The sequence below is a fragment of the Pseudomonas sp. dw_612 genome, assembly GCF_018449725.1.
Lineage (GTDB): Bacteria > Pseudomonadota > Gammaproteobacteria > Pseudomonadales > Pseudomonadaceae > Aquipseudomonas.
This window is the reverse complement of record NZ_JAAVVC010000005.1, coordinates 228,055-251,839: the sequence shown is the minus strand read 5'-3', so window position 1 is coordinate 251,839 and position 23,785 is coordinate 228,055. Positions and strand designations below refer to the sequence as shown.

Annotated in this window: 13 protein-coding genes; 8 read left to right on the top strand and 5 right to left on the bottom strand. The window is 60.0% G+C overall.

The annotated features are described in order from the left end of the window. Positions 1-29 precede the first annotated feature (29 nt). The 4 genes from HB680_RS10520 to HB680_RS10505 are packed head-to-tail and all read left to right on the top strand — an operon-like array spanning position 30 to position 5,090. On the top strand, positions 30-2,552 hold the full coding sequence (locus HB680_RS10520; RefSeq protein WP_213938402.1) for a CS1-pili formation C-terminal domain-containing protein: 2,523 nt from the start codon (positions 30-32) through the stop codon (positions 2,550-2,552). A 5-nt stretch (positions 2,553-2,557) separates the two neighbouring features. Then, positions 2,558-3,772 carry a hypothetical protein gene (locus HB680_RS10515; RefSeq protein ID WP_213938401.1) on the top strand — a complete coding sequence of 405 codons (1,215 nt, stop codon included), beginning with the start codon at positions 2,558-2,560 and terminating at the stop codon, positions 3,770-3,772. A 39-nt stretch (positions 3,773-3,811) separates the two neighbouring features. Continuing rightward, the gene (locus HB680_RS10510) at positions 3,812-4,555 is read left to right on the top strand and encodes a molecular chaperone (protein WP_213938400.1); all 744 of its coding nucleotides are present in this window, start codon (positions 3,812-3,814) and stop codon (positions 4,553-4,555) included. A 34-nt stretch (positions 4,556-4,589) separates the two neighbouring features. Next, on the top strand, positions 4,590-5,090 hold the full coding sequence (locus tag HB680_RS10505; RefSeq protein WP_213938399.1) for a CS1 type fimbrial major subunit: 501 nt from the start codon (positions 4,590-4,592) through the stop codon (positions 5,088-5,090). A gap of 124 nt (positions 5,091-5,214) precedes the next feature. On the opposite strand, the gene HB680_RS10500 is transcribed toward HB680_RS10505, so the two are convergent. After that, entirely contained in the window at positions 5,215-9,873 is a 4,659-nt protein-coding gene (locus HB680_RS10500; RefSeq protein ID WP_213938398.1) for an NEL-type E3 ubiquitin ligase domain-containing protein, read from the bottom strand. A 194-nt stretch (positions 9,874-10,067) separates the two neighbouring features. Beyond that, a complete protein-coding gene (locus HB680_RS10495) occupies positions 10,068-13,178 on the bottom strand; it encodes a transglycosylase domain-containing protein (RefSeq protein WP_213938397.1) in 3,111 nt (1,036 codons plus the stop codon). A gap of 569 nt (positions 13,179-13,747) precedes the next feature. On the opposite strand from HB680_RS10495, the gene HB680_RS10490 reads away from it, so the two are divergent. Then, positions 13,748-15,169, top strand: a complete 1,422-nt coding sequence (locus HB680_RS10490; RefSeq protein WP_213938396.1) for an amino acid permease — start codon at positions 13,748-13,750, stop codon at positions 15,167-15,169. 133 nt (positions 15,170-15,302) lie between these two features. Here HB680_RS10490 and HB680_RS10485 read toward each other — a convergent pair whose 3' ends face one another. Beyond that, entirely contained in the window at positions 15,303-16,427 is a 1,125-nt protein-coding gene (locus HB680_RS10485) for an OpgC domain-containing protein (RefSeq protein WP_213938395.1), read from the bottom strand. 226 nt (positions 16,428-16,653) lie between these two features. Between HB680_RS10485 and HB680_RS10480 the strand changes: the two genes are divergently transcribed. Further along, positions 16,654-18,159, top strand: coding sequence for a glucosyltransferase domain-containing protein (locus HB680_RS10480; protein WP_256735500.1), 1,506 nt, complete (start codon positions 16,654-16,656; stop codon positions 18,157-18,159). Positions 18,160-18,298: 139 nt separating this feature from the next. Here HB680_RS10480 and HB680_RS10475 read toward each other — a convergent pair whose 3' ends face one another. Together HB680_RS10475 and HB680_RS10470 are read right to left on the bottom strand one after the other, a co-directional pair. Continuing rightward, positions 18,299-19,918: an FMN-binding glutamate synthase family protein gene (locus HB680_RS10475; protein ID WP_213938394.1), complete on the bottom strand. Its 1,620-nt coding sequence runs from the start codon at positions 19,916-19,918 to the stop codon at positions 18,299-18,301. Between the two features lie 175 nt (positions 19,919-20,093). After that, positions 20,094-20,894 (bottom strand): LuxR C-terminal-related transcriptional regulator, encoded by an 801-nt coding sequence (locus HB680_RS10470; RefSeq protein ID WP_213938393.1) that lies wholly within the window; start codon positions 20,892-20,894, stop codon positions 20,094-20,096. Between the two features lie 126 nt (positions 20,895-21,020). Here HB680_RS10470 and HB680_RS10465 point away from each other — a divergent pair, with 126 nt between their 5' ends. Beyond that, positions 21,021-21,842 carry a carbon-nitrogen hydrolase family protein gene (locus tag HB680_RS10465; RefSeq protein WP_213938392.1) on the top strand — a complete coding sequence of 274 codons (822 nt, stop codon included), beginning with the start codon at positions 21,021-21,023 and terminating at the stop codon, positions 21,840-21,842. Positions 21,843-22,421: 579 nt separating this feature from the next. Then, positions 22,422-23,747, top strand: a complete 1,326-nt coding sequence (locus tag HB680_RS10460) for an APC family permease (protein WP_213938391.1) — start codon at positions 22,422-22,424, stop codon at positions 23,745-23,747. The last annotated feature ends 38 nt before the right edge of the window (positions 23,748-23,785 follow it).

Genomic DNA, 23,785 nt, shown 5'->3' with positions numbered 1-23,785 from the left:
CCATTTGTTTGCAATCAGAGTACGTGTTCATGTTCCCGATGACTCCCATCGCGGCTGCGCTTGCGCTGTTGTTTTGCGCCAGCGCGGCGGCGGCTCCGGTTCCTGCCGGTTCGACACCGCGAAGTCTGTTGGCTCAGGCCAAAGGTTTGCCGGCGGAATTCGAGGAGCATTTTTTTGATGTGCCGCTGGCGGTTCGCGTGGAACTCGATCAACAACCCCTGGGCGAGGCGATGATCGTGCTGTCTCGCGATGACCGCATCACCCTGCTCGAATTCACCGACACCCGCGACAGCCGCTTCAGCGCCGCCGAGCGTGAAACCTGGGCCAGTTACCTCAAGCCCGGCGTAGCGCTGGGCGACTGCGTCGGAAAATGCCCGGAGCAGATGCTGGCAGTGCACTACAACCTGGAAAACTCGCTGGTGTCGATCGTCACCGAAAACGCCGAACGCGACACCGAGCTCAAGCGTTACTACGACCAGCCGGAAGGTGGCAGCAGCGGCCTGATGGTGCGCAATCAGCTCAACCTCAACGGCGGCCAGGGCCAGGACCTGGGCGGGCGCTTTGGCCTGGAAGCCAGTGGCAGCCTGGGCAGTTGGAGCCAGACGTTCAACATGCAACTGGCCCGACTCGGTGGTCCGGATGACCAGCTCTACCACGCGGTACACGAGCTCTACACCCAACGCGAATTGCAGGGCCAATTCGTCCGCCTGGGTTACTTCACCCCCAATTCCGAAGGGCTGACCCGCCAACCGCGCACGTTTGGCACCAGCCCCGACACGGCCGTCGGCGTCATGTATGGCAGCTCCGACAGCCTGGCGATCAACAGCCCGATGCCCAGCGTGTATCCGATCTACGTCACGGCCAACCGCCAGGCGTCGGTGGAGATCCTGCGCGACGGCTTGCTGATCAATACCCAATCAGTGCCTGCCGGCCTGCAAACCCTCGATACCCGGCCACTGCCCGGTGGTATCTACGAAGTGGAAGTGCGGTTGATCGAAGACGGCCAGATCACCAGCACCACCCAGGAACTGGTCTACAAGCCCAACAACTGGCGCAACCTCGACGACCGTTGGCGCTACAACCTGTTTGCCGGACAGGAACAGAAATTACTCAGTAACTGGGACCAGCAGGCCAGCGGCAGCGCGACGGCCGGGGCTTCGCTCAACTACCTGATGCACCCTCGGGTGATCCTCGGGCTGTCGGCGCGGCAGATTCGCGAAAAACTGCAATACGGCACGTCCATCGACTGGACCCTGGCCAATCACATCAGCCTGTATGCCAACGTCTACCAGACGCAAGATCACGGCACTGGCCTGGATCTGCAAAGCCTCTATAACTATGGCTCCGGCAGTGTGGTGATCAGCCACAACCGCAGTTGGCTCGATACCACCGATACCTACGACACTTTGCCCGACGGCACCCGTGTGCGGCAGCGCAATGTGTTTGTCGGCGAGACCAGCAATTCATCCCTGGCGCTCAACCATCGCATCAGTAGCAAAAGCTCGGTGAATGCCCGGGTTTCCCACAGCGAGGGCAACACTGAAGGCCTGGGGGTGGACCTGGGCTGGAACCAGCGCACCGTCTTGCTGGGCAGCGACGCCACCTGGCGATTGGCGCTGTTCGACCGGCCCGGCAGTTACAGCAGTGGCGATGCGCGCAATCGCGGGGTCGACCTGAGTATCAACCTGGCGCTGGGTGCTCCGGGGCAGCAAATCACCGGCAGCATCGGTTCGCGGACCGCGCGTGAGGGCGGGCGTGACAACAACGCGTCCCTCGGCTGGCGCAAGGACTTGAAGGACCATGCGCTGCAAAACGTGTCGGTCACCGCGCTCTCCGACACCTATGGCCTCGGCCTGTCGAGCCTGGCCAGTTTTCGCACCGAGGCGCTCAGTGGCGACGGGTTCGTGCAGCGCTCCTCCTACAACGATAACTTCACCGGTGGCCTGAACCTCGACAGCACACTGGTTATTGGCGGCCAGCAAATGGTCCTGACCAGTGAGCATCAGGTGCGTGGCGCGGGGCTGATCGTCGATGTGGAATCCGATATCGACGGCATTGCCTTGCGCGCCGACGACTTCAGCGGCGGCAGCGCAGCCTTGAAACCGGGGCGTAATTTCATCCCGATTACTGCGTACCAGAACAGCTCGGTGAGTTTCGACTTCGAAGGCAATGACGTGCCCGCCGCCAGCATCGAGCCGCCACGCACCTCTTATCACCTGAACAAGGGCGGCGTGGAGTATCGCAAGGTACGGGTGATGAAAACCCTGACCGTGCTGGGTCGGCTGGTCGATCCCCAGGGGCTGCCGCTCAAGGGGCACCACGTGATCAACCACGCCAGTCGTGGCGTGACCGAAGTCGATGGCTTCTTCTCCATGGAAATGAATGCCGGCTCGCCGACGCTGGAAGTGCGCCGGGGCGATCAATTGCTCTGCCAGTTCCGCCTCGATGCCAGTCGTCACCGCAGTGAAAACAACGTGTTGATGATCGGTGATCTGCGGTGCACGCCGGACACCCTGGCCGACGTCACGTCCCACGAGCAGAAGGCAGGTTGAAACCTATGAAACTATCCACAGGGTGGCTGGGGCTGGCCTTGGCGCTGGCGGCGCCTACCGTCGGGGCGGTGAACCAGGAAATCAGGGCGCTGTTCACGCCGGATCCGGCGCAGCCGCAGCGTAACGTGTTTATCAACAAGACGCCGAACAGTGGTTATTGCAGTGATCGTCCGAGCGAGTGCATGCAACAGAATATGTTCAGCATTCGGATACCGATTGTTTTCGGGCCGAGCCCCTCGCTTGCGCCCGGCACTGCCGCCTCTGTCAAAGTGCCGGCCAGTTGGCGGCAACTGACGGTGACCAACCGGGACACCCAGGAGACGGAAACCGTTGAAGTGCGCATCATCGGTATTGGTTCTCAATACACGCTCAGCGATTCGGCCGCCAATCTGGTCGGCGTCACCGACATCCTGGAGGGACACCAGAAGCTCTGGAACCCGTCGTGGGTGTACGCCCCGTCGCCTTGTTTATATAGCGGTGTCGGGCTTTACGGCAGCCACACCTATCGTTTCTTCTGGAAAACGCCGGTCGAGGCACCCTGCACCAAGGTGAATGCTTTTCGCATTCCGTTCATGACCTACGACACCCTGGACTTTGCGTATGAGCTGCGAACGCCTAATCCACTGGGTATGTCGAGCGGGCTGTACACCGGTTCGATGAACTATCGCCTGGGCCCCGGCCTGGATTTCGATATCGGCGGGCTGACGCCGGATGACAGCAACCTGACCCTGGACTTTGTTCTGGATGTGCAGCACACCTTGAAAGTCACACTTCCGCCCGGCGGCAATAAAGTCGAGTTGGTGCCGCCCGGTGGCTGGCAAAGCTGGGTCAACGAAGGGCGCAAACCCAATCGTCTGGTCCGCGATCAGACCTTCCATATCTCGGCGTCATCGCGGTTCAAGATGATGTTGATGTGCCCGGGCCAGGTGGGCAACAACTGCACCATCTTCGACCCGGCCACGCGTCGGCTGGGCGTGGTGCAACTGAGGGTGACGCTGCCCAACGGGCTGACGGACCCATTCGGGCAACCGATCAACCAGCGTCCGTTGAGGATCGGTGACTCGGGCTCTTTGAGCATCGTGCCGAGCTTCTATGTCGATCGCGGAAAGGGAACCCTTCATTTTGAAATCGGCGAGCAATACACCCATTTGATGCTTGAGTCCGGTGTGGCCGGCGACTACTCCGGCGTCATGACCGTGATCTGGGATTCGGAAGCCTGACCGTACATACACTCGGCAATTTTTTTGAGGTTGAAGACGATGAAACGTCTGTTATTGATAGGGATGGCCAGCCTGTTTGGCCTCACGGCAAACGCCGGGCCGCAGATAAATGTCGGCACGGTGTACGACTACCTGGACGGCGATAAAAGTACCTTCCTCAAGCGGGTATTCAACAGTGGCGACAGCACCGCTTTCGTCAAGATCAATGTGCTGGAAATCCTTTACAACACCGACGGCACGGTGCGGGAAGTACCGGTCGAAAACGCGGCAGATGCTGCTTCGCGCAACGGCATCATGGCCAGCCCGGCACGCTTGATCGTACCGGCCAAGGGCATGCAGGGCACCCGTCTGCTGTACATGGGCGAGCGTGACACCGAGCGTTATTTTCGCGTGCGTTTCATCCCGGTCGTGCCGGAAAAGGAAGATGCGTTCGTGCTTTCCCACGAAGAGCGCGAAGACTATAGGAAGAGCCTGTCGGCCGGCGTCAACGTGATGACCGGGTTCGGCACGATCTTTTTCGTACGGCCAAAAAATGCGCGCTTCGATACCGTCATAAACGACACCGCCCAGCGTTATGAACTGCGCAACAACGGCAACACCGTGCTGATGGTCGACGAGTTCAAAAGTTGCTCGATCAGCGATGAAAACGATTGCGGAGCCACCACCAAACACCACGTGATGGCCGGAAAGACTTTCGGTTTCGACAAGGAGAAGGGACGCGAATATCGCTTCATGGTGATCGAGGGCGACAACAAGAAAGTGCTGAAAATAGCCAGTCGATAGTGGCGGCTTCCAATTGATGCTGTGGGTAACGAACATGATCAAGCAATGCACGGTCGCCACGCTACTGGCGGCAACGGCGCTGATAAGTCTTTCGGCGCTGGCCGCCCGTGAAGAGCACATTTTCGAAGTGTCCGTGACGGTCCCGACGCGCTCGTTTTACATCATCCCGTCTGAAACCGGCTGGATTCACCGCGAGCAGATCCTGCCCTGGAATGTCGCGACCGCGCGGCTGGGCAGCCTGCGCAAATACTTCGATGTGCGGCACGACACCAGCGCCGTTGAAGCGCGGCTGGACGCGAATCCGTATCTCTCCAACGGTCATGATGCAGACAACATTGGCTTGCGCGTGCGCTTCAATGGCGTGGAGCTGAGCCACGCCATCGAGCCTCGCCTGGTGGTGACGGCTGCTGATGCGGCGCTGGGCTCGCGGGTGCTGTTGGAGATAGAGCCGCAGCAACCGCCCGGTGGGTATCGGGCCGGGGATTACTACGGCAATGTGTTGTTGCTGTTCAACGCAAGGGCGCCGGGTTCCTGAGTGCTCATCGGTATGCAACCTGTGGGAGCGGGCTTGCTCGCGAAAGCGGTAGGTCTGTCACATCAATGTTGGATGTGCCGCCGTCTTCGCGAGCAAGCCCGCTCCCACAGGAGGAGCGGTGTTCTTACGGTGTTGTCCGCTCCAGTGCTTCACGGGTTTTTGCCCGGGCCCATTCCTGGCGCTGGTAACCCAGGTCGTGGTACAGGGCCTCGTAGGTCTGTTCGGTCATGGCGTGCCCGGTGAACACCTGGTGTTCGGGAATGGACAATTGCTGCGTCAGGACTCGCATCCGTTCCTCTAGCCGATACTGTCGTGGTTCGTTCAACGCTTTGGCCTTCGCCCATTCCGTTTGAGTCTCGCGCAGGCTTTCGAGCGCGTTTGAAAGGCGTTCATAGCGCTGCTTGTTGGCCTGGAACTCGGTAGGCCAGGTTTCTAGCAGGTACTTCACCCAAAACGGTTGCTCAAGCATGGCATTGACCAGTCCGTCGCCTTCTTCCATGGTCAGCACGGTGTCGAATGCCTGGTCGATGGCGTTGTCACTGACGCCGGCGACCGGTCGATACAGCATGCTTTCCGATTGCCAAGGCAATTGCAGGCGATCCGCCAGCGCGGTTTCATACGCCAGGTACACCTCGACTTCGTCCGGGGTGCCGCTGCGCGCCATGATATCGGCCCGGGCAATGTCGTCGACGCGCTCAAGGCGTGCGGCGCCTTTGGCCAGCGTCACCAGCGCCTTCTCCAGCGGCGCGCGGTAGGTCGAATAAGAGTACGCCCGCGAAGCGAGGACCTTGACCCCCATGTTGTTGAACAGCTGAGCCCCGGCGTCGGCACACGTGGTGGGCGCCGTGGCCATGGTGAACAGCTCTTCGCGCAGGGACGTGTCCAGGTCAATGGCATCGATCATGTTCCAGACCCGAATGGACAGCTGTCTGCGCCATTCACCGCCAACCCTGTAATCGGAAGATTCGGTGAGCTTGTCGATCACGCTGAAAAAGCCGTCAGCGTTCGGCTCAGTGATCAACCTGCTCCAGGCCTCGGCCCTGTACGTGCCTAATCCCGGCGCGCTGCCCCACAAGTCAGAATCGTTGGAAACGGGCCATTTTCGCCGCGCGTGTTCGGCGGCGGGAACGTAGACCGTCCGGCGAGGCAGCCCCACCGACTGCCGGTATTCACCGATCTCGAATTGGGCCGTTTGAGGCATGCCAGGTGCGGAGATGCGTGCACGTGCGATGACCATGGCACTGTCCGAACCGGGGATGACCTTGGGGACGCTGGTAATCGGGTTGTCTTGCAGGTCCAGGAAAAAGCCTCGCGGACGACGCTTGCTGAACAGCCCGGGCGGCCAGTGGTCGATCCCGGTATGACTCAGGTTCAGTATGGTCAGGTGCGGCATGCGTTCGACATTCGGCGAACGGCCCAGCGGGTTGTTGTCGAGCCGCAGGGTTTCCATGCGGGTCAGGTTGCGCAACTGCTCCACGGCCTCGGGTGTCAGTTCGAGGTGATTGTCGGTCAGGCGCAGGGTTTCCAGCAGATGCATCTGGCCCACGCCTTCGGGCAGGCGCTGCAGTTCGCAACGTCTGGCGCTGAGATGACGTACGTGACGGAAATCTTTCAGCAAGCCTTCGGGGCCGGCCGAAAAATGAGTGTTGTCCAGCGACAGCGTGGTGACTTGATCGAAATATTTCTTGAGATCGGGCAGCTGCTTCCACCAGCGCTCAAGGTCGTGGTGCTGGAACTGCGACGACAGGTTCAGCGTATAACCGCCTTCCAGGCTGCTGCTCTCATCAAACACGTACGAGCGTCGTTCGAAACACTCCAATAGTCTGTCGGCGATATGTTTGGGGGTGCCTCTATAGATCACCGGATCGTCGGGCAAGGTCGGGAGTTTTTGCTCCAGCCACCACTGAACCGTATTACGCAACAACGTCAGTTCGTCTTCGAGTGATTCCATCACCTTGGAGGGCTCGGGCAGGGCATTCAGCGAACGGACGAACGCGTCCACGTCGCGTGTTCTCATGGTCGGGTACAGGTCTGTGACACGCTCCTCCAGTGTGAGGCGCTTGGTGGACAGCACTGGCCCGCGCAGCAGCAGCATCAATTGCGGCTCGGCGACCGGCCTGATCGCCGGCTCCAGCAACACGGTCCGGCGTTCGGCGGGTGGGGCGGTCTTGGCAATCAGCCAATCCTTGAACCAGGCGCCCTGCCCGGGCTGGTAGCCCAGTTCTTGGCTCTGTTGCTTGGGCAGGGCGCGCAGGATCGACTCATACAGATCCGCCGCCCCATTAATCGGGTAATTATCGGCGTCCCGCACTTCGTAGCGTCCCCATTTGTCGCGCAACAGGTGCCTGACGATCGAGGCTTCTTCGGGCCCGACGCTGCAGCGCAACTCGCCGTCGACGCCATCGCGCACATCGATGCGCAGGTCGCCGAAGGTGTCGGTATTCAAACGCAGGGTGTTAAGGGCCAGTCGTTCGGTATCGACGCTCAGCCGGTTGGCCCTATAGAAGCCTTCGAAGGCACGCGCGGTGCGGATTTCAAAAGCACATTCGCGTGCCTGACCTCTCAAGTTTTGGGGGATGCGTTTCTCGGACAGCACCTCGAACTCGTCTTTCGTGGCCCCGGCCACCAGGGCTTCGGCGATGTCGGCGGACAGGGTCGGATAGTGGCGCTGCAGTTGATGGGCGTTCGGGTCGGGGCTGGCCGGTGCCGGGGCGTCATCGAAGGTCCTGAAGTGTTTGAGGCTGTCGTCCAGCAACAGCGGTGGCGCCGTGTTCTCGACATACATACGGCGTAATGCGCCTTCGTCGACGCCGCTGATGAGCAGGATGTTTTCCAGTTGCTCAGGGCTCAAACCATCGGTGCTGTGACCCAGGCGTTTCATCAACGTTACGCCATCCCAGGTGCGAGGATGCTCGCCTTCATGCACCCAGGCGCCACGACCGTTATGGGCCAGTTTTGGCGCGTAGGCATCCGGTCGATCAGGATGCAGGACTTGGTGTACGCCGGTGACGGGGTCCTTTTCCACGGCGTAGAGGCGTTCGTCCAGTGGCAGGATGTCGTTGTCGCCGTGGCGATGCAGGCCCAATTCATCTGGCGTTGAATACTCGGCCAGCGCAAGATTTTTTTGCGCATAAGGGGTCAAGTCGGGGTTCCACAGACGGGTTTCACCGTTGGCCAGTTGAACCGGTTGGGTGCCCTCGATAAACGGCGAGAGTTTAAGACGGAACTCGTTGACGATGGCGCCGCCCGCGGCAAACCCCGCCAGTTGTATAACGTCCGTCACCACCGAGATCACATGTTCGGCCGCTTCAACCCAAAGGCCTTCTGCCAGGTCGACCACGCCCTCAATGATGTCGTTGGTCAGTTGATAAGCGGTGTAGGCCAGCATGAGTTCGCCCAGGCCCGGCACGAACGGCGCCACCACCATCAGCGCGACGTTGAAAATATCCGAGACGATTTTCTTGAAGTTATCCCACCACGCCCAGCGGGCCTTGCTGTCCGTGTCTGCGGTAGATACTGCGATTTCCCGGCCGTCATTGAGGATCTTGTTGAGGGTCTGTTGATACAGGTGCTCCCACAGCGGACGGGTGATGGGGGCCACGGAAAACTGCAGGTGGGGCTTTTTCACGGGGGTTTCGCGCCACGTCGGGCGCGGATCCAGCGGTTGCTTTTCATGCCATTTGACGATGCTCAGGCGTTGCCCCAGACCGGCGAAAAAATGCCCGCGCTGTTGCTGGTCGATGAACTGGCTGAAGAACTGCTGATAGGTGAGCCCGTTGGAGGGCAGTGTTTTGTTGTCGCGCAATTGGCGCGTCAATTCCTGCATGAACCCGGTGATCGAGGGGTATTCCTTCAGCGGGTGCTCGGGGTCATGGGGGACATACACAATCACCTTGTCGGTCCCGCGACGTTGCTGTTCGACCGGGGCAAACACCACGATGCCGGTCAGGGTGGTGTCCATCATCGCCAGGTCAAACCCCTGCATGACTTTACCGTCCAGGGTCAGGCCCCGCTGCCCGTAGATCAGGCCCGACACCACACTGGCCGCATTGTCGCCGATATCTTTTTTCGCCAACGCCAGGTGGACAGCGGCTTTGAGCGCGGCTTTCTGGCTGGCGGTGACCTTGAGTTGCAGCACGGTGGACGCCACGGGATCGGTCGCCAACAGGACGCTTTCGAGGTGGCGTTTATAGCGGGCACCGATATCCAGTTCGCGGCACAGGGCCTGGAACTGGCCGATGCCCATTGTTCGCCGGATCGGCACGATGTCGAAGTGACCTCGCTGATCGGGCCGGGTAATGAAGTCGGACTCGGGCTCGAAGGTTTCGGCACGGGCGAAGTTATGAATTGCCGCGTCCAGCAACGACACCGTGCGCGTGGTCACGCCTGACGAGGTATCAATTACGTACCAGGGCGTTCCCTTGGGGAGGTAGAGCCTGAGGTAAGTGTTCGCCACGTCGATGTCGAGGCGGTACTTTTCTTTCAATGCGCTTTTGAGCAGGGGCGTGGCGAACGTGCGGATGTCCTGAAGACTGTCGAGCACCCGGTCGACGTCGTTTTGTGCGCTCCAGGCCTCTGTATTGGCGATTTCAAGCGATTTGCCGGCGCGGGAATGCCAGGGTTCGCGCTGAAGTCGGACATTGCCGAGTGCTTGTGCACGGGTGAACGACGCGCGGGTAAACGAAGTGCCGATACGGTCCCGGATCAGGGCGTAATGCCGGCCCTTATAGTCCGGTGCATCAGGCGATGCTTGCAGAATTATGAGTGACTGTAACTGAGACATTGTGACTGTTCTTACGTGAAGTGGGAGGCCTCAGGCTATCCACTCACGGCCATAAAAAAAGTCGAAACGATGGCGCCCGAAGTGCCTTGTGGGCGGGTGATCGATTGAAAATTGGAATGCCGAAAATATATAAATACCGCCCTCGGCATTTATCGTGTTTTCGGCGTGGGAAATGCCGACAACGAGGGTCAGCCTTATCGCTGCACGACCACCGGTGCCAGGCATTCGGTGTTGCGACCCGGCTGCAAATAAGGCGTCAGAATCGGCGCCATGCCCTTGAGCACCTGCACTGGCAGGGCTGAAGTGAATTTAAATGTTTCCGCAGAGCGACCCGGCACAAACGCGGTCAGGGTGCCGAAGTGGTGATCGCCGATATAGAACACGAACGTCGCGGTGCGGTTGATCGATTTTGAACTGAGGATTCGCCCACCGGAGCCGATGGCTTCGATACGGTTATCCCCGGTGCCGGTCTTGCCGCCCATCGCCAGCGGTGTGCCGTCCGGCAGTTTGAAACTGCCCGACACCCGTTTCGCCGTGCCGGCGTCCACCACTTGGGACAAGGCTTCGCGCATGGCCGTGGCCACTTCTGAAGGCATCACCCGTTTGCCGACGTTCGGGTCGTTGATGACTTGGGTTTCATATGGCGTATTGGCCGCGAAGTGCAGGCTGTCGATGCGCAGGGTGGGCATGCGCACGCCATCGTTGAGGATGGTGCCGATCAGTTCGGCCAACGCCGCCGGCCGGTCGCCGGAACTGCCGATGGCGGTGGCCAGCGACGGCACCAGGTGGTCGAACGGGTAGCCGACTTTCTGCCAGCGCTGGTGAATATCGAGGAACGCTTCTATCTCGAGCATGGTGCGAATGCGACTGTCGCGAGCGCCCTTGTGTTTGCTTTTGAACAGCCAGCTATAGACCTCCTGGCGTTCGAACTGGCTGGCTTTGACAATTTCGCTCCACTTGGCATCCGGGTGGGTCAGCAGGTGGCCGATCAACCACAACTCCAGTGGGTGGACCTTGGCGATGAAGCCCTGGTCCGGCAGGTCATACGAGCCTGGGCCGTAGCTCAGGTAGAGGCGCTCCAGGCGCTCGTCGGTGAGTTTCTCGGTGAGCTTGGCGCCTTTGAGGTGCGCGCGCACAAAGGTGTTGAAGGCGGCCTGTTCAGCGTCCGGGTAGAGATAACGATGCACGGCGGCCATGCGGATCGGGGTCGGGCGCATGCTGTCGAGGAAGGTATCGAGCTGCGCCTGAGTGTCCTTGTTCCGGTATTTTTTCCAGAACTTGAGCAGGAACGACGTGCCTTCCTTGTCGGCGAACGACGCCAGGTATTCCTGACGCCGAGGGTCGCGGTCGTCCTTGAGCAACTCGGCGCTGTTGTTGGGGCCGGAATAGGTGGTATAGCGCACGATGTCACGCATCAGCCGGATGAACGGCAGGTTGATCGACTCACGGATGGCATCGCGCAAGGTCGGTATGCGGCCATTGTCTTCATTGCGGAAGTTATGGAACACGTGCAAGCCGCCACCGGTGAAAAACGCTTCGCCGGGGCTGGCCGAGTATTTGCGATCCAGCGCGGCGCCAAGCATTTTCGGCAGGCTACGGTCGGTGTTCTGGATCAGGTAATCGACGACCCAGCGGCTCAGGCGATCCTGATCCGGGACGTCGGTTTTTTTCAGCTCGGCGACGGTTTTGTCAGCGAATTTGTCGTGCAGCTCGGAAATGATCTGCAGGTACGTGGTCAGCACCCGCATCTTCGCGGTAGAGCCCAATTCCAGTTTGCTGCCTTCGTTGATGTCGAAGGGTTGGTCGGTGCTGTCGGTCTGCACCCGAACGCGGGAACCGTCCGGGGTCAGTTCGAACAGGGTGAAGCTGTAGCGAACCTGGGTGGTGCTGGTCGGCGTCAGCAAGCGTTCGCCGATCAGGCCGATCTGCCCGGCGAAAGCCGGGTCGGCCAGGTGCTTGAGGTATTCGGTGGCCTGGGCCTGCAACTCACTTTGCAAGGTACTGGTGGCCGACAGGTCGAGGCGGTCGAGGTCGTACAGCGGACGGTTGAGCATCGACGCCAACCGACTGCGGGCGGTGCTGATGCCTTTATTGGTTTCGATCGGCTGGATGGTCGGTTGAGTCAGCCAGTCGCGGTAGGTGACTTTACTGGCCAGTGCCGCAGCGGCGAATTGAGCATCGATGACGTTGTTCTGGGCGAGCAGGCGAATGTGGCTGTCGGTGAGGTCGGCCAGTTCTTCGTGGCCCTTGGTCAGGTAGTGCGAAGGGCGGCGCTGGGCGATCATCAGCGACAGCATTTCTCGCAGCGCCAAGCCTTTTGCGGCCATGGTTTTTGGATCCGTGGCGGTGCTGGCCAGTGTTTCATTGGCCTTGTTGAAATCGGCGCCGTACCACACGCGCAAACCCTCGGCCATGCCGTGCACTTCACCGTGGCCGGGCACGGCCGACAGTGGCACGCTGTTGAGGTAGTCGCGTACCACATTCTGCCGCGCCTCCAGGGTTTGCGGCCCGCCCTGATAGGCGCGCACGCTGGCGGAAATCATCTGCCGGATTTTCTCCGCGCCGGACACGGTCAAGCCGTCAGGAGAGTGGCGATACTTTTCCAGTTGTGTCGCCAGGGTGCTGCCGCCGGCCGACTGCCCCGGCAAGTGCATCAATTTGGCCACCTGTGACCACGCGGCCATGCCGAACCGAGGCCAGTCCACGGCCGGGTTGGCCAGGGGCTGTCTGGGGTCGAGCAGGAAGCGGTTTTCGATGAACAGCAAGCTGTTGACCACCACCGGCGGGATCGACTCGAAACTGGAGTAGAGCTGTTGCGGGTAATTGAACTGGTAGAGCGGCGCCGCCCTGCAATCGGTGATCGACAGCCCAGCCTGGATTTTTTCCGCATAGGGCACGAAAAAGCCCCGGTCGCTGTACTTCATCAGCGCCGGGGAGAAGCGGGTTTGCGAGGCAATCACATAATTGCGCTTGAGCAGCCGGGGCAGAAAGTCGCCCATGGCGCTATAACCCAGGCGCAAATCAAACGGACCGGCACCAGGATAGCGAATCGCATCGCTGGGGCCGGGTTGCACGTCATAACTCAGGGACGCGGCAAATTTGCTGACTTCCCGGGCCTGAAACTTTGAGGTACGCATTTCCTTGGCGGCGGCCAGGCCCAGCACGACCAGGATAATCAGCAGCAGCAACCAGAACGCCTTCCAGCCGTGCTTGGTACGACGGGGTTTTTCAGGTAAAGGCGCATCATCCACACGTTCAGTCGGAACCACGGTTTTACTCGAATCGGATTGCCATAACGCGCCCATAGTCGACTGATCCATTCACGCAGATTGATCGGACTTGTCTGAAGCTTAGTCGGTGGTTAGCGATGATGAAAAAATTGTGAATAGAGAAATATCGAAATCGTATGTAGGAGCAAAGCTTGCTCGCGATGGCGGTCGTGCAGCCGATGGATCTATCGAATGTAAAACCGCTATCGCGAGCAAGCTTTGCTCCTACAGGGGTAAGGCTTGCAAACTCTGTAATAGCTGAAATAGAAGCCTCGAGGTGGTAAATCCGACCTTTGTCCAAGCATGACGACGCACCATTACCGTGCAATACTCTCCGTCGTTTCGACTGCGAATAATCCTGCAAAACCCAGGTAATGCCCCTCCGTAAACCGCGCTTTTAGCGAGAGTTCTGGCTGAATGTTGTGGTTTATAGAGTGAAAAGCCCTGTCCGAAGCTTTTTATACTGCACGCCCCGCTGATCTTGCAGGTTTTGTCCTACAAGACGGGTTTGCCCAAAAGGCAGGTCCGGTTTCAGGTAAGCAACGGCTATCCGTCGGCGCTTCGACACTCGGCGGTCTTCCAATAACAAGACGAGGTTGTACCCCATGCCAGCAGGCAATCATCTGCCCCAAGGCGAGACCGCTCAGGGCGGCCCGCTCAAACGCGAACTGGGCGAACGGCACATTCGCTTGATGGCACTCGGTGCCTGTATCGGCGTCGGCCTGTTCCTCGGTTCGGCCAAGGCCATCGAAATGGCCGGCCCGGCGATCATGCTTTCCTACATCATCGGCGGCCTGGCGATCCTGGTGATCATGCGCGCCCTCGGCGAGATGGCCGTGCACAACCCGGTCGCCGGCTCGTTCAGCCGTTACGCTCAAGACTATCTAGGCCCGTTGGCCGGCTTCCTCACGGGTTGGAATTACTGGTTCCTATGGCTGGTGACCTGCGTTGCGGAAATCACCGCCGTGGCGGTGTACATGGGCGTCTGGTTTCCCGAAGTGCCGCGCTGGATCTGGGCGTTGTCGGCACTCATCAGCATGGGCACCATCAACCTGATCGCGGTGAAAGCCTTCGGCGAATTCGAATTCTGGTTCGCCCTGATCAAGATCGTCACCATCATCGCCATGGTCGTCGGCGGTATCGGCGTGATCGCGTTCGGCTTCGGCAATGATGGCGTGGCGTTGGGAATTTCCAACCTGTGGGCCCACGGCGGTTTCATGCCCAACGGCGTGCAAGGCGTGCTGATGTCCCTGCAAATGGTGATGTTCGCCTACCTCGGCGTCGAGATGATCGGCCTGACCGCCGGTGAAGCGAAGAACCCGCAGAAAACCATTCCCAATGCGATCGGCTCGGTGTTCTGGCGGATTCTGTTGTTCTACGTCGGTGCGCTGTTCGTGATCCTGTCGATCTACCCGTGGAACGAAATCGGCACCCAGGGCAGTCCGTTCGTGATGACCTTCGAACGTCTGGGCATCAAGACCGCTGCCGGCATCATCAACTTCGTGGTGATCACGGCGGCGCTGTCGTCCTGCAACGGCGGCATCTTCAGCACCGGGCGCATGCTCTACAGCCTGGCGCAGAACGGCCAGGCTCCGGCCGGTTTCGCCACAACCTCAAGCAATGGCGTGCCGCGTCGCGCGTTGCTGCTGTCGATCTTCGTGTTGTTGCTGGGTGTGCTGCTCAACTACATGGTCCCGGAAAAAGTTTTCGTCTGGGTGACGGCGATTGCCACCTTCGGCGCGATCTGGACCTGGGTGATGATCCTGCTGGCCCAGCTCAAATTCCGCAAAGGCCTGAGCGCCAGCGAACGGGCCGGCCTGAAATACAAGATGTGGCTGTACCCGGTCAGTTCTTATCTGGCGCTGGCGTTTTTGGTGCTGGTGGTTGGGCTGATGGCGTACTTCCCGGACACCCGCGTGGCGCTGTATGTGGGGCCTGCGTTCCTGGTGCTGCTGACGGTGTTGTTCTATGTGTTCAAGTTGCAACCGACCAACGTGACGCAAGGCGCGGTGCGTTCGGCTTCTTGAGTGTGTAGCGTTTGAAATGCAAAAGCCCTGGTCAATTGGCCGGGGCTTTTTTGTTTTTGAGGATCAAAAGATCGCAGCCTTCGGCAGCTCCTACGCGCCTTTGGGCGCTGCCGAAGGCTGCGATCTTTTGACTTTAAGCAGGCACCACCGAAACCGGCCGCATGAGGCGCTTATTGAAATCCAGCCAGGCCCCCAGCAACGCCATCAACCCGGCCCCCACCAGCGCGGTGAAAATCTGCATGGCAAAGGCATCGTCGGTCATGGCATTGATCATGTCCGCCAAGGGCGCCAGCAGTACGCCCAGGCAGAAGATTTCCAGCGAATAGCGCCCCATGCGACAACTCTGTTGCGCCAGCCAGTTTTGCGTCCAGCCGTTATCCGGCAACAGCTTGGCGGTGACGTAGGCCAGCGCCAGGAAATGCACCAGTCGCACCGGTGACAGATCGGTCTTGCTGATCGGGTACAGCAAATTGCTCAACCACGCCGGCATCAGCGCATAGTGGATTTCCGGCCAGCGCCAGGCGATCGTGAGCACCCCGGCGAACACCGAGTACACCAACGCACTGACAAACAACGTCTGGCGCATCAGCGCACGGGTGTCGGGCAGTCGCGGCCGCTGCCCAAGCACCGCCACCGCGCCACCGAGCACAAACAGCAATTGCCAGGTGACCGGGTTGAAGTACCACACGCCGTCCTTGATGGCGGCCAGGTTCCAGCCCAATCTCGGCGCCAGCAGGTACACCGTCAACGACACCGCCACCACCGCCCATGGCGCGCGCAACAGCAATGGCAGCACCAGCGGCAAACCCGCCAGCAGCACGATGTACAGCGGCAGCGGGTCCATCAGGTTGGGTTTGAAACGCAGCAGCAACTCATCCGTCAACGCTTGCTGGGGATTGGTGATGAAGTGATGCAGGCCCATTTCCTCCACCAGATCCCGGGTTTCAACGTGGCTGTTGGCGAAAAACACGATGCCCATCAGCATCGCCAGCAAGAAGATATGCACCACGTAGAGCACCCAGGCGCGGCGCAGGATTTTCACGCAGGCGATCAGATAACCGTCACGCTTGAGGATCTTGCCGTAGGCCAGCACCGCCGCCACGCCGGCCAGAAACACGAAAATTTCCGCCGCATCGCTGAAGCCGAAATTGCGCGGGGTGATTTGGCCCAGCGGGTTGTGCGGCACGTGATCCCAGAAAATGAAGATCAGCGCCAGGCCGCGAAAAAAGTCGATTCGGTGATCGCGATCAGACGTCATGGCTGAGGGCTCTTGAACGGGTGTTGAGTAAGGAGCGTTACGCGGCGCAAAAGGTTGCGCGCCGCACATCGGCGGCCCGCAGGGTGGCGCGGTTGGCCGGTAATTGCAAAACCGGGATATTACGGGATATTGCCCCGCATCACCGCCCGTCTTAAACACGGGATGAATGCATCGCGGCAGGATCAAAGCTTCACGGGTTAAACGTAGTACCCGAAGGGGCACCGACATGCGGATGGGCGATTGGCTCGACAGAGAACTCGGCGGCCGGCGAGTCTGGCTGTGTTTTCTGTTGGCGACCTTTGCCTACGTCCTGCCACTGATCCTCGCGGACTATCCCTACATCGATGACAGCTGGCGCTCACTGGCCGCCGGCATGGGCTGGTCGGGGGAGGGCCGCTTGTTCACCCAGCTGTTTTTCAACGGGCTGACCTTTTCCGGCGCTGCGCCGAACATCTTCCCCCTGCCTTTGCTGATCGCCACGCTGGCGATGGCCTGGGCATTGACCCGTCTGACTTTCCACTACTTTGCCGAGCCGACGCTGAGCCATTGCCTGGTGGTGCTCGCGTTCTGGTACAACCCGTTCTTCCTGCAAAACCTGTCGTATCAATACGACGGGCCGGCCATGGCCCTGAGTCTGGTGGCAGTGATTTTCGCGATTACCTTTCGCAGTGTTTCCCGGGTGCAACAACTGGTCGTTCCGGCGTTGCTGATTGCCCTGGGCCTGGGGCTGTATCAGGTCAGCATCAATGTGTTTATCGGGCTGTGTGGTCTGGAATTGTTGCGTGCCGCGAGTGCCAAACTGCCCTGGCCGCAGTGGTGGCAACTGATCGGCTGGAAAGCCGCACAGGTGGCGCTCGCCTGGTTGATCTACTTCGCCACGGCGGGTGCCTACATGAATCAGCATCGCACTCTGTTGTTGGACTGGGGGGCGGCGCCACTGCTGCAAATCGAAACCAACGCGGCGCGGGTGCTGGAAAAGGTCATGTTGCTGTTTCACGATGGCTTCGGTTGGGTGTTCGCGGGGTTGTTGCTGTGTGCCATTGCCGGCAGCGTTTGCCTCGGGCGACGTTTGTTTGAACGTCAGGAAACGGCGCTGAAGCACGCCGTAGTCGGTGTTCTGTGCGTGTTGATGCTGCCGCTCGTGGTGCTGCTGGTGCCTGGCGCCGCGCTGTTTTTCCGCGACTTCAATGAAGGCGCCCGGACCTTGATGGGGTTTTCCGTGGTGCTGGTGCTGCTGTTCTACCTCAGCCATTTGGTGTTGGCGTCCGTGCATCAACGACTTCCGTTCCTGCTGGTGATCCCGCTGCTGGCGATGCTTTCCCTGTCCTTCGCCTACGGCCGGGTGCTGACCTTGCAGAAAACCTTCGTCACCACCGCGCTGAATGCCCTGAGCTACGACATCGCTTCGCGGCCAGCCCTGCGCGATGCCAAACGGATTTATATGTCGGTGAGCTACTCCGATCACTGGCTGGTCGGCGCTGCGGGTTCATTCAAACACCTGCCGGTGCTGCGCTATTTGCTGAACACCGATTACTACATGCTCGCCGAGAACCTGCCAAAGGCCGGCATCACCAACGTGGTGGCCGAGCGCGAGCGGCGCAATGCGACACGGGTCGGTTATCAAGGGTTCGTGCCGTTAGTGGACAGTCAGTACTACCGCATCTATCTGCTGGGGGATTACGGATTTATCGTGATGAAAGAACCGAGGCCGATCACCGAACTGCAATGGTGACCGTTTATCTGGAACAGATGCCGACCTGTGATTTCTGACAGTAGACGGCATAGGGGCATGATTTCAGTTTGAACAACACCTGCGACGGCGACGCAGGACAAGGTGCCAGCCCCCCATGAGGCTGGCATTCCAGGACGCCTTACGCGACAGCCAACTCATTAGGCTCAAAACTATCCGCCCGAGCCATCTGCCACATCCGCGAGTAAAACTCGCCATTCACTTCCCCGGTCAACAACTCCCCCGGTTTCAAAAACACATGCAACTGCGAGAACAGCTTGATCTCAGTCGCCGACATGCGCCGTACCAGGTGCTTGGCCGACAACTGTGACGGATGATCCAGCCCGGCCGCCGCCAACATCTCAGCCAGGGCTTTGAGTGTATTGCGGTGGAAGTTGAACACGCGCTGCGCCTTGTCCGGCACCACCAACGCGCGTTGGCGCAGGGTGTCCTGGGTGGCGACGCCGGTCGGGCATTTGTTGGTGTGGCAGCTTTGCGACTGGATGCAGCCGATGGCGAACATGAAGCCGCGTGCCGAGTTGGCCCAATCGGCGCCGATGGCCAGGACGCTGGCGATGTCGAAGGCGCTGACGATTTTGCCGCTGGCGCCGAGTTTGATTTTGTCGCGCAGGTTCAGGCCCACCAGGGTGTTGTGCACGAACAGCAAGCCTTCGCGCATCGGCACGCCAATGTGGTCGGTGAATTCCACCGGTGCAGCGCCGGTCCCGCCTTCCTTGCCGTCGACGACGATAAAGTCGGGGAGGATGCCGGTTTCCAGCATGGCTTTGGCGATGCCCATGAATTCCCACGGGTGACCCAGGCAGAACTTGAAGCCCACCGGTTTACCGCCGGACAGTTCACGCAGTTGCTGGATGAAGTGCATCAGTTCGATTGGCGTGGAAAACGCGCTGTGGCGTGACGGCGAGATGCAGTCTTCGCCCATCATGATGCCGCGGGTTTCAGCGATTTCCTGGGTGACTTTGTGCTTGGGCAGGATGCCGCCGTGGCCGGGTTTGGCGCCTTGGCTCATCTTGATTTCGATCATCCGCACTTGCGGGGTTTGCGCCTGGGCGGCAAAGCGTTCCGGGTCGAAACGGCCGTCGGCGGTGCGGCAGCCGAAGTAGCCGCTGCCGAGTTCCCAGGTCAGGTCGCCGCCGTTTTCCCGGTGATAGGCGCTGATGCTGCCTTCGCCGGTGTCATGGGCGAAGTTGCCGAGCTTGGCGCCCTGGTTCAACGCGCGAATGGCGTTGGCGCTCAGGGAGCCGAAGCTCATGGCCGAAATGTTGAACACCGACGCCGAATACGGCTGGGTGCACTGCGGGCCACCGACCGTTACGCGAAAACCGCTCGGATCGCTCAACGGCGCCGGGCGCATGGAGTGGCCGATAAATTCGAAACCTGACTGATACACATCGATCAGCGTGCCGAACGGCTTGTCGGCGCTTTCATTCTTCGCCCGGGAATAGACCAGTGAACGCTGGGCCCGGGAGAAGGGCAGGGCGTCGCTGTCGGATTCGAGCAGGTACTGGCGGATTTCCGGGCGAATGCCTTCGACCAGATAACGAATGTTGCCGAGGATCGGGTAGTTGCGCCGCACCGCGTGGGGGCTTTGCAGCAGGTCGAACAGGCCGATCAGGCTGAGAATGCCGGTGACGGCGGTGATCGGCCAGAGCCAGTCGTGTTCCAGAAAGGGCAGGCTGGCGAGGGTGAAAATCACGCAGGCAGCAAAGAAGGCGTAGCGGCTCAGGAGGGACAGGCTCATACGGTTTCCTTGGGTTCGGACTCGGTTGTTTTAGCGCAGTGCTTTGCCTGGATACACATTTCCCTGTGGGAGCGGGCTTGCTCGCGAAGAGGCCATCACATTCAACATTGATGTTGTCTGACATACCGCTTTCGCGAGCAAGCCCGCTCCCACAGAAAAGCAGCCCACTGGGCAATCAGGCATTTTGGGCCTGCAGGAATATCGAAAACAGCTCGGACTGGGATTTGATCCCCAGTTTGCTGTACATGTGTTTCTTATGGACTTTCACGGTTTCTACGGAGATTTCCAGCTTACGGGCGATTTCTTTACTGGAGCAACCGCTGAGCATCAGGCGCCCGACGTCCAGTTCTCGAGCGGTCAGTTGCGCGCCTTTGAGTTGCTGCACCGAGGCTTCCAGCTGCACCCGCCAGTCGACCTGCGGTGGCGCGGGGGCCAGGGCCACGACTTCGTTGATTTCATAGGGCAGGCGCTGGCGTAGCAGGCCCAACACCCACGGCTGGATCAGCGACAGCAACGCAATCTGCTGGCCACTGAAACGCTGCTTGCTGCCCAACGACAGGCACAGCGTGCGCTCGCCTTCGAGCTGGCAATTGAACTGGATTTCGTCGGCCACCACATTCAGACGAAAGTAGCGCTGGTAATACTCGGTCAGCTCAAAGTGTTCGGGCGCGACTTCCGACAGGCGATACAGCCCGGTGCGCGATTGTTCGCGGCAGGCGATGTAGAACGGGTCGAGCAGGTACAAGCCGCGCAGGTAATCCTGGAACAGTTGATCGGGGCTGCCGTCCTCGCCGGGGCATTCGGCGAACACCTGCGGGTGTTGGTCCGCGCTGAAAAGCAGCACCACCCAGCTGTCGAAATCCACGTATTGATCCAGCAACCGGACCAGTTGCGTCCAGAAATTCGGCTTGTCGAGGGCGTCGATCAGTTGCCCCACCGAGCGGTGCCAGGCGATGTCATCCAGCGAAAGTGTCATGCGTCTACCCCTATCGGGTTACCCCGGCCGCGTAATTCCCTGGCCGGTTACTTGCTGCGCATACTGGCGCACAGACACCGGCCGGGCAATCTTTCTGCCGCCCGGCCACGAGAATAAGGAATACCCATGAAGGTCGAACTCGCCCAATTGGCGGGCCGTGACAACGACACGGCTTACAACCTTGAACGCGCCCTGGTCGCGATTGCCGCCAGCGCCGCTGATACGCAGCTGATTATGTTCCCGGAAGGCCACTTGATGGGCTTTCCCTCGGAAGAATCTGTGGCCCAGGTCGCCGAGCCGCTGGACGGCCCGACCGTCAGCGCCGTGATCGCCGCCGCCCGCGAACGCAATATCGCCGTGGTGGTGGGCATGGCCGAGAACGACAACGGCCGTTTCTACAACACCACGCTGCTGATTACCCCCGAAGGCATTGCCCTGCGTTATCGCAAGACGCATTTGTGGGCCTCGGACCGTGGCGTCTACGAGCCCGGTGACCGTTACGCCACGTGTTTGTGGAACGGTGTGCGGGTCGGTCTGCTGATTTGCTACGACATCGAATTCCCCGAAACCGCCCGCGCCCTGGCGCAACTGGGCGCTGAAGTGCTGATCGTCACCAACGGCAACATGGATCCGTATGGCCCGACCCACCGCACCGCGATCATGGCCCGCGCCCAGGAAAACCAGGCGTTTGCGCTGATGGTCAACCGCGTGGAAGCAGGGGATGGCGGGTTGTTGTTTGCCGGCGGCAGTGCGCTGGTGGATCCGTTGGGTACCTTGCTGTTCGAAGCCGGGCGTGAGGAGGGGCAGTTCGCGGTTGAGCTGGACCTGAACCAATTGGCGGCGGCGCGGCAGGATTATCGGTACCTGGATGATCAGCGGCTGAAGTTGCCGGGGGAGATTGTTGAGCATGTTTGCGGGTTGCGGGAGCTGTTGATTCCGCGACGCTAGATATTGAGCGGTGTGTCAGTTGGAACCGCCCCTCACCCTAACCCTCTCCCCAGGGGGGAGAGGGGACTGACCGAGGTGGCCGGACGATTTGCTGCGACCTGAAATACCCAGTCGAACACAGGATCGAAACATCCAAACCGAACCCAGGATTGAGAGAAACACTCAATCGAACCCAGGATTGAGAGAAACGCCCGATCGAACCCAGGATTGAGAGAAACACTCAATCGAACCCAGGATTGAGAGAAACGCCCGATCGAACCCAGGATTGAGAAACACTCAATCGAACCCAGGATTGAGAGAAACACCCGATCGAACCCAGGATTGAGAGAAACGCCCGATCGAACCCAGGATTGAGAGAAACACCCAATCGAACCCAGGATTGAGAGAAACACCCGATCGAACCCAGGATTAAAAAGAAATACCCAGTCGAATCCAGGATTTGAAACCCATGGAGATCTGCCCCCTTTCCCCCTCTCCCCTCTGGGGAGAGGGCTGGGGTGAGGGGTGGCTTTTGACGTTGACGTAATTTTTGCCGAACTCGGCTCTGCCATAAATCTAATAAATTCGGAGTAGTCGCTCATGGCTCGTTTACAACGCACCCTGTCATTGGGTTCGGTGGTGCTGTTCGGCATCGCCTACATGACGCCGATCATTGTGCTCGGCACTTTTGGCATCCTCGCTCAATCCACCGCTGGCATGGTCCCGGCCGCGTATCTGGCGGCGCTGGTGGCGATGTTTTTCACCGCCATGAGCTACGGGCGCATGGCCGCGGCGTTCCCGGTCGCCGGTTCGGCCTACAGCTATGTGCGCAAGGCCATCAGCCCGAAACTCGGGTTCATCGCCGGGTGGGCGGTATTGCTCGATTACCTGTTCTTGCCCATGGCGATCTGGCTGATCGGCGCCGCTTACCTCAACTCCGCGTTCCCGGCCGTGCCGCAGTGGATCTGGGTGTTGGCGTTCATCGGCATCACCAGCGCGATCAACATCGTCGGCCTGAAACTGGCCAACGGCATCAACGCTTTGCTGATGCTGGTGCAAGCGCTGGTGCTGATTGCTTTCGTCGTGCTGTGCGTCCATTACATCGTCGGCGATGCGAGCACGCCGCTGTGGACGGTCAAACCGTTCTTCAACGGCGACATGCAAATGCCGCTGATCATGAGCGGCGCGGCCATCGCCTGTTACTCGTTCCTCGGTTTTGACGCGGTCAGCACCCTGACCGAAGAAACCCGCGATCCACGCCGCACCATTCCCCGGGCGATCATGCTGATCACCCTGATCGGCGGTTTGATTTTCGTCGGCGTGTCGTACTTCGTGCAGGTGGCGCATCCGTCGTTCCAGTTCGACAACGTCGACTCGGCGGCCTACGAAATTGCGCGCAACATCGGTGGCGACCTGTTTGTGTCGATCTTCCTGATCGGCCTGATCGTCGGCCAGTTCGCCTCGGGCCTGTCGGCCCAGGCCAGCGGCTCGCGGTTGCTGTTCGCCATGGGCCGCGACGGCGTGTTGCCCAAGTCGTTCTTTGGCACCTTGCATGAGAAATTCGGCACGCCGGTCAATAGCATCCTGCTGTGCGCAGTGGTGGCATTGTTGGCGCTGAAACTCGACGTGACCACCTCGACCTCGTTCATCAACTTCGGCGCCTTCCTGGCCTTCAGCATGGTGAACCTGTCGGTGATCTTCCATTACTGGATCGCTGGCGAGAAAAAAGGCCCGCGTGAACTGGTGCTGTTCCTGGTGTTCCCGTTCATTGGCCTGGTGGCTGACCTGTGGCTGATGGTCAGCCTCGATCACCTGGCGATTTACCTGGGCCTGAGCTGGCTGGCGATCGGCGTGGTGTACCTGGCGGTGCTGACCGGCGGGTTCCGTCGCCAGCCGCCGGAGATGGATTTCCAGGAAGCCACCTGATCCAAGCCTTACGCATAACCCTGTGGGAGCGGGCTTGC